Source organism: Lentilactobacillus kisonensis DSM 19906 = JCM 15041, assembly GCF_001434135.1.
GTDB classification, from domain to species: domain Bacteria; phylum Bacillota; class Bacilli; order Lactobacillales; family Lactobacillaceae; genus Lentilactobacillus; species Lentilactobacillus kisonensis.
The window spans coordinates 1-427 of the sequence record NZ_AZEB01000098.1 but is presented as its reverse complement, the minus strand read 5'-3'; the positions used below and the strand labels follow the sequence as shown (position 1 = coordinate 427).

The window sequence follows — 427 nt, the reverse complement described above, 5'->3', positions numbered from 1 at the left end:
CAAATCTTCCATTTTAATCACATCATATTGGATGACGAGCTGCTTAGTTAAGTGATGCAGGTAGTTTTGTCGTTGATTGGCGATCTTTTCTGCATACTTCGCCACCATCCGTTTCGCTTGCTGGTAATTTTTGAAATCATTGAGTTCGTGTGGAACTGCAATGTGAGTATGTTTCTCCCAGGCAATCACTTGTTGGGCCTGCCGTCTTCTACGGGTTAATCGTTTTTCCCAGTAACGTTTCTTTTGAGACAGCCGTTTATCAAACCGGATAGTGGGGTGTTTAATCCCATCACTAGTAATCACCAAATCCGCGACTCCCAGATCAATGCCGGCCTTCTTATCAGTTTTAGCTAACTGCTTGATTGCCGTATCCACCAACAAGACAGCGTAGAACTTGCCAGTAGCCGAAAGCCGCATGGTGACGTTC

The 427-nt window shown here is 45.0% G+C and carries 1 protein-coding gene; it reads right to left on the bottom strand.

What is annotated here, in order from left to right:
• A partial coding sequence (locus FC98_RS13875) for a transposase (RefSeq protein WP_156637347.1) occupies positions 1–427 on the bottom strand: 427 nt, incomplete at both ends.